The sequence below is a fragment of the Bacteroides sp. An19 genome (assembly GCF_002160215.1).
In the GTDB taxonomy this organism is placed as follows: Bacteria; Bacteroidota; Bacteroidia; order Bacteroidales; family Bacteroidaceae; genus Phocaeicola; species Phocaeicola intestinalis.
Map to the genome: position 1 here is coordinate 39924 of NZ_NFKD01000030.1, position 9231 is coordinate 49154.

Genomic DNA, 9231 nt, shown 5'->3' on the forward strand with positions numbered 1-9231 from the left:
GCTGAATTCGGAGGGCTTATAGGCGTATAAGTAATAAAAGGTAATGCTATGATAAAATTTGATAAGGAAACTATTATCGAAAAGTTCAAAAGCGGTGAATGGATGGATAAAGCTCAGTCTTGTCTGAAAACCCCCGATAGCCTGAAAAAATTGTCCGATGATTTGAGTGGATACATGAATAAGGACGGTTTGAAGAACGTACAGAGCCAACTCGTTCAATTGTATGATTACGTAAAACAGTTATTAACGAAAGGATATTATGACTATAAAGATCATACACTTGTACTTATTATTGCGGTCATTATCTATGTTGTATCTCCGATTGATTTGATTCCAGACTATCTTCCTGCAGTCGGATTGATTGATGACAGTGCTCTTGTGGGGTGGTTATTTCAAAAATTGGGAGATAAGTTAAACCAATCCATACAAGAAATGGAACAGGAAAAGACAAAGGATACAGAGAAACTTTTGGATTAAATGTTGCGGAAACTGCGATGTTCGGACAGTTTTTGTCCGTTTCGCCCCCTACTTTTGACTTAGAAAATACAAAATAATTCAAATGAATGTCTCACTTATAAACACACAAGCGTTATGGCAGATAAAGATTTAGATTTTTTGTATCAGTGTTCCAATGAACAGCTGAAATTGCTTGCCGATTTTATGTTGTACGATAAAGACGGCAAGTTGAGATGGACAGAAGAAATTTCTTCTACACAAGCTTTCAAGTTGTATTACCCTCATGAAATGGTAAAGCTCGTGCCTACCTTGATTGATGAATTGCAGAAATTTGGCGGGAATACCCTCTTTAATATGTTCAGAGGGCATGGCGTTTCTTACCGAGAGATACTGACATCGGTATGCAAACAGCTGAAAGTATCTTATCACAAAGACGCCTCTACGGAATTGATCGAGCACTATATGCTACAGAAATTCCTCATCATGTCGGTAGAAAAAATGACGGAAGAAGATGTGCATCATCTTTCAGAAAAACTTACGAAAGAATCGTTGGCAAAGCAAATCGGGCTTCTGAAAGCAGGTTCTCCGCTATTCATCCGTTTGACAACCATGTTAATTACTCAGATGGCTACTAAATATGGTTTGAAACAAGCGGCAAACTTAGTGGCTAAGTTCGCAGGAGGCAGAGCATTCGCGGTTCTGGCAGGCCCTATCGGCTGGGTATTGTCTTTGGGTTGGGTGGCTTTCGATATTGCCGGCCCTGCCTATCGGGTGATGATTCCTTGCACGATAACCATTGCCTACCTGCGCATGGTTTACGATAAGTCAGAAGACGAACTAAACGATATCCTGCGATGAAACATTACTGTTTGTCTTGCAGACTAAATCAATTACCCTAAATCAATTGCTGTATGGAATTTAACTTTAAGATGCGTTTGCTTGGTTATTATAATACGGATAACCAACGTATGAATGAGGAAAACTTTCGGAAGGATGATGCTAAGGTTCTTGCCAGTTTGTTTGATAAAACTTTTGCGAATATTCCTGATAATGCCGATGTTTTGTTCGCTCAAGCATTACGAGGGCATGGTGTGTTTATATTTCGTGATAACGATTACAACTTGTATGCATACTATCCTTATGAACATATTGCAAGGATAACAGAAGTACGTTACAGTGTAAATGCAATTATTAAAGCCTCCCCCGGTTATAAAAAATGGTTTGTACCAGGAGAACCGTTTGTTATAGAACAGGTTTATGATAATAACGTTCTCTTTTATGATCTTTCAAAAAATGAGAAAAAGATTCGGTTAACAGAAAAATTTTTATATAAATCACGGGAAGATTATTACATAAAATTAGGGAATTCAGAATATGCAATAAAGTGGAATGGAGAGATTAGCATTTCTGAAATGAAAAAATTAATTCTGCATCGTTGGACGTGTTTGGACGAAAGACGTATGAAGGATTATTGTGGAAATTGTGATGGTTGGGATTATAGCGGTTGTGATATGGAAAGGTGCAGGGAGGATTGTGAGGGTTGTGGAGGCAGACGGTATAAATGCAATAATAGTTGTTTTTATCATCGTCATTCGACCGCCATTGTTATTTGTTATATTCCTGAACTCATAACAGAAGAGTTGAATAAGGCTATAGAATTAATAAAGAGCGTAATGAATTCATCTTCTGAAAAATGTTTAGACGATTGGCAATATGATGTATTGTGTTCGTTGCGGGATGATTGTGATTTTATTCAGGAGTATTTGAATGTGGATATGGAGGTAATAGATTCATTCCGTAGAAAATTTAGTACGATACTATATCTTCACGAGCATAAAAATGCTATTTTAGTTGAAGTCAAAGTTCGTAAGTCTGATGAGGAGTCTGTATCATATTTATTGCCATTGGAAAGTATATCTGTCAGTAAGAAAGTAGGTTCTGTCTTGTTTGTGTTTAAAAATATCTATATGATATTGTCTTTAAATGGATATGATTGTTATTCAAATGCGAACATTAATGAGACATTCTCTTTAGTCTTTGATAGTAATGAAGTGAATAGATTAATGAAAAAAATGAAAGAAAGAACATTACGGTATATACATATAGAAGATAGCAAATATAACTTTGGGTGATTTGTACTACATTGAATTAATGAAATATGGCTTTATGAAACTACTAATTACTTACAACGAATTGCAAACCTTGATTCAGAAAAAGACAGGAAAGGCTGTTCGTTTCCAAAAAGCGGAAGATGGGAATACGGTACAGGTGACTTACACGGTAGAGGTGGACGTTCCTCTTATCGGAAAAATATCGAAAGATGTCGCGGGGATAATCAAGTTCAACGGCATAACCGATACGGTGCTTGATGTTACTTATTCTTTGTCGATGGGGCTGGAACTGGTGGCTAAGGGCATCAAGACCTTCTTGGGCGAACAGATAGAGCGCACGCAACTGATGAAGTGGGGCGAGGAAGAAAACCAAATGTTGCTGTTCGTGGACAAGATAGCCGAGAAACTGCATGTGGATAATGTAGATAAACTTACGAAATTTATCCGGATAACGGAAGTACGGGCGGCAGAGTCTGGCTTGGAAATAGAGGCTGATATCCGATACGATGCCATGGGTTGAAAAAGTAATATATACTGCATCGGGCAATTCAGTATATATTCATCGGCTGATGCAGTATATATCCATCGGCTGATGCAGTATATATTCATCGGGCAATGCAGTATATATTACTTTGGAAGGGATATTGAATAACTTAATCTATGGGGAGAAAACTTTCTGGGAAAAATAGTGCTATGTTCAAAGAAAATATCTATATTTGTAATGTTAGCCGTTACGTTTTTACCTTTGGACCTGAAAAAACGAAAAGCTATGGGTAAACTTGAAAAATGCCTGTATATAGTAGAATTGTTATCGCGCGGCAAGCCGATGTCGCTCCGTGAGATAAACGAGCATTGGGAATACTCCTCATTTTATGATGGCGAACTTCTCCCTAAGTCCTTTGGGCGTTACAAAGAGTATGTTTCGGCTGTTTTTGCCATTGACATTGAATGTGACAAGCGAACGAACAAGTACTATATAGCCAATCCGGATTACATTGAGAACAATGCGCTTTACAAATACCTGCTCTCCGCATTCCATGTAGAAGCGTTAGTGGAATTGGCGATGAAGCACAAAGATTGCGTGGTGCTGGAAAATGCGCCCAGCGGAGTGGAGTATCTCCAACTTATCCTCAAAGCCATTGACCAAGGCGTCGTTATCGAATTCGATTATTATTCTTTCAATAAAAAGACGGTGACTCATCAACAACGCATCCCATGTTTTCTAAAGACATGGGAGCAACGTTGGTACTTGATAGCCGAACCGTTAAGTCGCAAAACTCCTACGGTTTATGCCTTGGAACGCATTAGCAATCTACGTTTGTCTGAAGAACGGGCTACTCCATCCCCAGATATAAAACCGCACACATATTTCGATGCTTGCTTTGGGGTAAACCATGAAGTCTGCCCTCCTCAATTAATAAAGTTGAAAGTGTATGGGAGCCAGGTGGATTACATCAAAGCTCGTCCCCTGCACGAGTCTCAGCAAGAGATAAAGAAAGGCGAAGGCTGGAGCATCTTCAGCTATTGGCTGAGGCCAAGCTATAACTTCTATCAAGCGTTGTTGTGGCATAGGGAGAAAGTGGAGGTGCTGGAGCCGGAGGAGGTGAGGAAGGAAGTGAGGAGATTGTGGAGAAAATGAAGAATATGTACTTATAAAATATACGAATATGGTAAATGAAACATTGAAACAAATCCGAGTTAATGTATTGGGGTTTAGTGTAGAAGAAATGGCACGAAAATTGAATATGTCTGTTTCTGAGTATGAGAGAATGGAGAATGAACGACCAATTCCGTCTTTGATATTGGTTAAGCTTGCACAAGCAGTAGGTATGCCTATAGAGGATTTACTTAATGTACAAAAAGAAGAGATAAAATTTGACATTAAGGATGAATGGATTTCCATATATGATATAGAACGCAACCTGTCAAAATTTTTAATAGCCAATAGGGAGTATATTGATAGTGAACCTTTATTGGGGTTATTGAAGAATATGGTGCGCAAACCAAAGGTAGCTTTTGTTGGTCGTTCTGATGTCGGAAAGAGTGCTTTGATTAACACATTATTAGGAAATGATGCGCTTCCTGTAAGCTGGACTCCTACCACTTCTATTATAGTATATGTAAAACATATACAAGATAAACCTTCTTATATTGATGATAACGTGCTCATTTTTCATGCTGGTGAGGAGAATGAGTTGTGGGATGATGCCAAATTACAAGAACATGAATATACAGAATCTTTCCTCATTGCATCAGGTGATTATTCATTACTTTTAGATTATGGAGCACGTCAAGGTCGCAAATTTGAAGATACGAATGCGGCTTCGGCTGTGGTGTTCGTTGATTCTGATATTTTAAAGAATTGCGATTTGGTTGATTTGCCGGGTTATGGTACGGGAGATAGAGAGATGGACGATTCTCTTCTTGCAAAAATGAAAGGAGCTGATATTTTGGTTTATATGTCTCTTGCAAATGCTTTTATGCGCGCAGAAGATATTGCTTGGTTACAAAATGAATTGCCTAATTTGAATCCTATCTCATTGAATAGTAGCTTAAAACCATTGTCTAATTTGTATATTGTAGCTTCACAAGCACATACGGTGAATCATGGTTCTATATCTCAATTGGACTATATCTTGACTCAAGGAGCAAAACGTTTTGAAGCGACAACCACTCCTGATTATTGGAGTAAATTCGGGCAAAAGGTTGATTTAGAAACTTTCCATAAACGTTTCTTTACCTATTCTACAGACCAAAAAGATTTGAGGAAAGAATTTGAAATAGATTTGCGTGATTTGTTAGAAAGGTTGCCTCAAGTGATAAAGAATGATTTGTTATCCGTTTTAAAAAATAATGTGCAAGAACAGATAAATCATATATCATTACGTATAAAATCTTTTCGCAAAACATTGTTTGATAGGAATAACAAGAAAGAGAGATTAGAACGCATTTTGGCAAATGAACCGGCGCGGATTAATAAGAATACGGTAGCAAAACAAAAAATATTTGATGCTATAAATCAGTTCAAGCAGGCAGCAATGGTCGATTTTGTAGAAGAATACAATCGGATTATTAATAAAGAAAACATAGTAAATCTAATTAATAGTAATGATTGGAAAAAGAAAGAGGAAGATATGAAACTACTTGGTCAGAAATTATCTAACCTCTTGAATGATGCAAATTCGAGCATAACCCTCCGATATTCTGAAGAGTTTAAAGTTTTAGTAGATGAATATATTCATGATTTTGAGAGCGAAACGAATTTGCAATCATTAGATTCGGGTATAAACGGGAAAATTTTTGATTTCAAAGCTTCTTTTGCAGGAGGCTTGGCAGGTCTTGCGTTGTATGGAGCTTTAGCTGTATGGGCAGCAAGTCTAGGTAATTTGGGTGCGTATATATTGGTAGCTAAAGGTGTTAGTGTTTTAGCGGCTTTAGGTATCGGTATCAGTGGAGGTACAGCAGCTGCCATTTCTGCTGTTGCAGCTATTGGTGGTCCTGTCGTTATTGCGGTCGGGTTGGCTGCTCTTGTCGCCGCATTGTTCTATGCAATTTTTGCAGCGAATTGGAAGGAAACCATAGCTAAAAAAATTGTGAAGAAATATGATGAAAAAAAGGTTTTAGAGGAGTGCCAGATGTCCATTGCAAAATATTGGGATGATACGAAAGCTGCATTTACTTCTGCTACTAATAATATGGAGAAAGAGTTTAAGGAGTATTTAGATACTCTTAAAAAGGAGATCAATGAAACGAACGATGATGAGATAAACCGGAAGATTGAAACTGAAGAGAAAAGTTTGAATGTATATACCCAATTAATTAACAACTTAACTGAATGATGTATGGAATTATTTGATAAATTAAAGGATACGAATTTTTGGGATGCTCAAATTGTAGGTAAAAATTTGTTTTGTAAGTATCCGGCAAGTGAGGAATACTTCGTCACTTATTTTGATTTTTGCATAAAAGTGGCAGGATATCCTATTGAAACCAATGCCCGTTCTTTCTTTTTAAGCGAAGCGGAATTAGCATTGAATGTATTTTCTGAGAAAATAGATATGACAGAGGAAGCACTGTTACTTATTCAAGAAAAGCGGAGCGAATTGGTTAGAGCTTCTTCAGCGATTAATGAATTGATAGCAAAGAATGACAAAGCAATTTATGACAATCAAGTGAAGGCTAATACAGATGCTTTGACAGAATTGGCATCATTAAGAGATAATTTGTTTACGATTAAAACGCAAGAAGATTTTGAAAACATCTTGGGCAAAATAGCTATCGTTGATAATTCGTTGAATAAATCGATATTTACAGATAAACAAACTTCGATTTATGAGAATTTGACAAGAGGATATTCGGAGCTGGTTTCAAAGAAAATGTCAGAATTGGCTCATTATGAAGATGTGAAATATAATAAGGATGCTGCAGAGTCATTTAGAAAAGCCTTTAGACTGTTTAAATCGGATGAAAATAAGTATAAGACGCATGATAATAATTTGTATGAATTGGTCGCAAGATACTTGTTTGCTTACGATGCTAAACAGTTGTTTAGTGAAACTTTGGTTTATTACAATTATGTGTATTCTTATATCTTCAATAAATTGGATGACGATGGCAAGTACCGTTTCACTCAGTTTTCGTTTGATACTCCCAAATCTAAGTAGGTTATGATAGATAGAAATACTATACAGGGACAAATAATAGGTAGGACATCTTTACAATACCGCACTTGGGGCGGTATTGTAAACCCTATGTTGATGGCTGTACCGATGCAGTCTGCAAATGCTTTTAGCGTGATGCAGGTAACGAATAATTATAATTTAGAGTGCAATAATTTCTTAAAAGATTTAGGTGATTTAAAAGAGAATTTGCAAAATGCAGTCAATGAAAAATTGAATGTAGATCCTAATTTTAGAGGCTATAGGCAAGAAGGAGTTAAGTTAGCTTGGAAATATGAACAAGCTGATGTAAAAATGGGAGGTTCTGGGTCTGCTAATTGGAACAAATCCCAACAACAAGAAATTCTTGAAAATGGTTCAATACGTGGTGCGGAAGGGCATCATCAAAGGAATGTTGCAGATCATCCGTATGATCAAGCTAATCCTGACAATATTAAATTCTACGAATCAAGACAAGAGCATTTACAGAATGGACATAATGGTGATTGGCGGAACGAGAGTGATGCTCCGATGATAGACAAAGATGAAATGCTAAGGCATACTAATAGAAAGAGAGTTATAGGTAATGAATTAAAAGGCGTAGGTATTGCTGCTATAATCGGTTTTGCTACAGGTGCGTCTATAGGCTTTATTGTAACTTTAGCACAAAATGGCCTTTCTCCTGAATCTTTTAAGTTAGCTGCCATAGAAGGTGGAAAAGTAGGATTAGAAGGTATGGCTTTTGGCGTTATCGGGCATATTGCATCGCGGACACTTGGAGAAATGGCAACTAGTGCTATGACAGGTTTATTTGCCAATATGGGAGTGGAATTAACGGAAAATTTGATGAAAGCTTGTAATATGGGAGTTGTCGGTGCTGTAATAATTGTAACGTCTTCTGTTTATCAATTTGTGCGTTTGAAACGCGCTGGTTGTAGTACAGAGGAATGCCTTGCACGTGTAGGTAAACAAGCTCTAATATCTGTTGGTTCACTTGCTGTAGGGGTTGTTGTTCAAGCAACTTTTGGCAGTGGTCCAGCGGCTATAGTGACAATTAGTATATGTGCTATCTCATTGAGTTATTCTATGTATCAAGTATATCATAACAAATCACTTGCGGAAAAAATCCAAGATTATGTAATTGAAAAGTCCTACCCGTTTAATATTGCTTGAAATATGACATATAAAGATTTTGCATCAAGAGCTATGCAACAAGATAAGAGGAATATTTTTTCAGCATCGGATAAAATGCCGGATAGAGTGCCTCAATCTCTATGCGCTTTTTATAAAGAATGTAACCCTGTAGATGTTGAGATAAATACTGAAAAGTATGGTGTTATTCGATTTTACGGAATTGATGAGTTGTACAGGCTGTGTGAAGAGTATTATTTTTATCCTAAAAATGTTTTTATTTTTGCTACATGCAATGGAGATCCATTTTTTATGGGTGAAGATAATCAGATTTATACTTCGTTAGAAAGTGAATATCGTCCAGAAAAGGTGGCTGATAATTTTACAGTGTTTTTAGAAAGTTGTTTTGTGTAAATATTATGAAATGGATCAAATATACAGGTCTTAATAAGAATTTTCTTACTACTCAATCGGGTATGGCCAGATGCCCTCAATGTGGGTATGTATTCTATTATGAACATGGACGTTTTTTGACAGAGATACCCCCTATGATAGGACGATCTACCAATTTCCCGTCTCCTTGTCCTAAATGTGGATGCGACCAATGTAAAAGATTAACTCTTATAGATTATATAAAGCGTGAACGTAGATAACCTTATGAGCAAACTAACCGACCATCTAACAAATCTCTTACCATTCCAACGGGAAGATAAGAGATACGTAAAAGAGCGGGGCGATGAACTCGCTACCTCTTTCTTGATGTATGCTCGGCATGAGTATTAGCTAACGGGTGCAAGTCCCTAATGAGCCCTAATAGCGGGAATCATACAGCCCAAAGCAAGGGTGTCCATCGCGAGTTGGAATCTGAAAGAAGC

General features: G+C 37.2%; 9 protein-coding genes. All 9 read left to right on the forward strand.

Going from position 1 to position 9231, the window contains the following annotated elements; all coding sequences use genetic code 11:
- Positions 1-48 precede the first annotated feature (48 nt).
- The 9 genes from B5F25_RS11930 to B5F25_RS11970 all read left to right on the forward strand — a co-directional run bounded on the left by B5F25_RS11930 (position 49) and on the right by B5F25_RS11970 (position 8770).
- The gene (locus B5F25_RS11930; RefSeq protein ID WP_087208378.1) at positions 49-477 is read left to right on the forward strand and encodes a YkvA family protein; all 429 of its coding nucleotides are present in this window, start codon (positions 49-51) and stop codon (positions 475-477) included.
- Between the two features lie 114 nt (positions 478-591).
- Positions 592-1314, forward strand: a complete 723-nt coding sequence (locus B5F25_RS11935; protein ID WP_087249800.1) for a DUF3944 domain-containing protein — start codon at positions 592-594, stop codon at positions 1312-1314.
- Positions 1315-1367: 53 nt separating this feature from the next.
- A complete protein-coding gene (locus tag B5F25_RS11940) occupies positions 1368-2588 on the forward strand; it encodes a hypothetical protein (RefSeq protein WP_087249783.1) in 1221 nt (406 codons plus the stop codon).
- Between the two features lie 34 nt (positions 2589-2622).
- Complete coding sequence (locus tag B5F25_RS11945) at positions 2623-3087, forward strand: hypothetical protein (protein WP_140406927.1); 465 nt, start codon at positions 2623-2625, stop codon at positions 3085-3087.
- 249 nt (positions 3088-3336) lie between these two features.
- Positions 3337-4206, forward strand: a complete 870-nt coding sequence (locus B5F25_RS11950; RefSeq protein ID WP_162614412.1) for a WYL domain-containing protein — start codon at positions 3337-3339, stop codon at positions 4204-4206.
- A gap of 28 nt (positions 4207-4234) precedes the next feature.
- Positions 4235-6406, forward strand: a complete 2172-nt coding sequence (locus B5F25_RS11955; protein ID WP_087249789.1) for a dynamin family protein — start codon at positions 4235-4237, stop codon at positions 6404-6406.
- Between the two features lie 3 nt (positions 6407-6409).
- On the forward strand, positions 6410-7231 hold the full coding sequence (locus B5F25_RS11960; protein WP_087249791.1) for a hypothetical protein: 822 nt from the start codon (positions 6410-6412) through the stop codon (positions 7229-7231).
- A gap of 3 nt (positions 7232-7234) precedes the next feature.
- The gene (locus tag B5F25_RS11965) at positions 7235-8398 is read left to right on the forward strand and encodes a hypothetical protein (protein WP_087249793.1); all 1164 of its coding nucleotides are present in this window, start codon (positions 7235-7237) and stop codon (positions 8396-8398) included.
- Between the two features lie 3 nt (positions 8399-8401).
- Positions 8402-8770, forward strand: coding sequence for an SMI1/KNR4 family protein (locus B5F25_RS11970; RefSeq protein ID WP_087249794.1), 369 nt, complete (start codon positions 8402-8404; stop codon positions 8768-8770).
- The last annotated feature ends 461 nt before the right edge of the window (positions 8771-9231 follow it).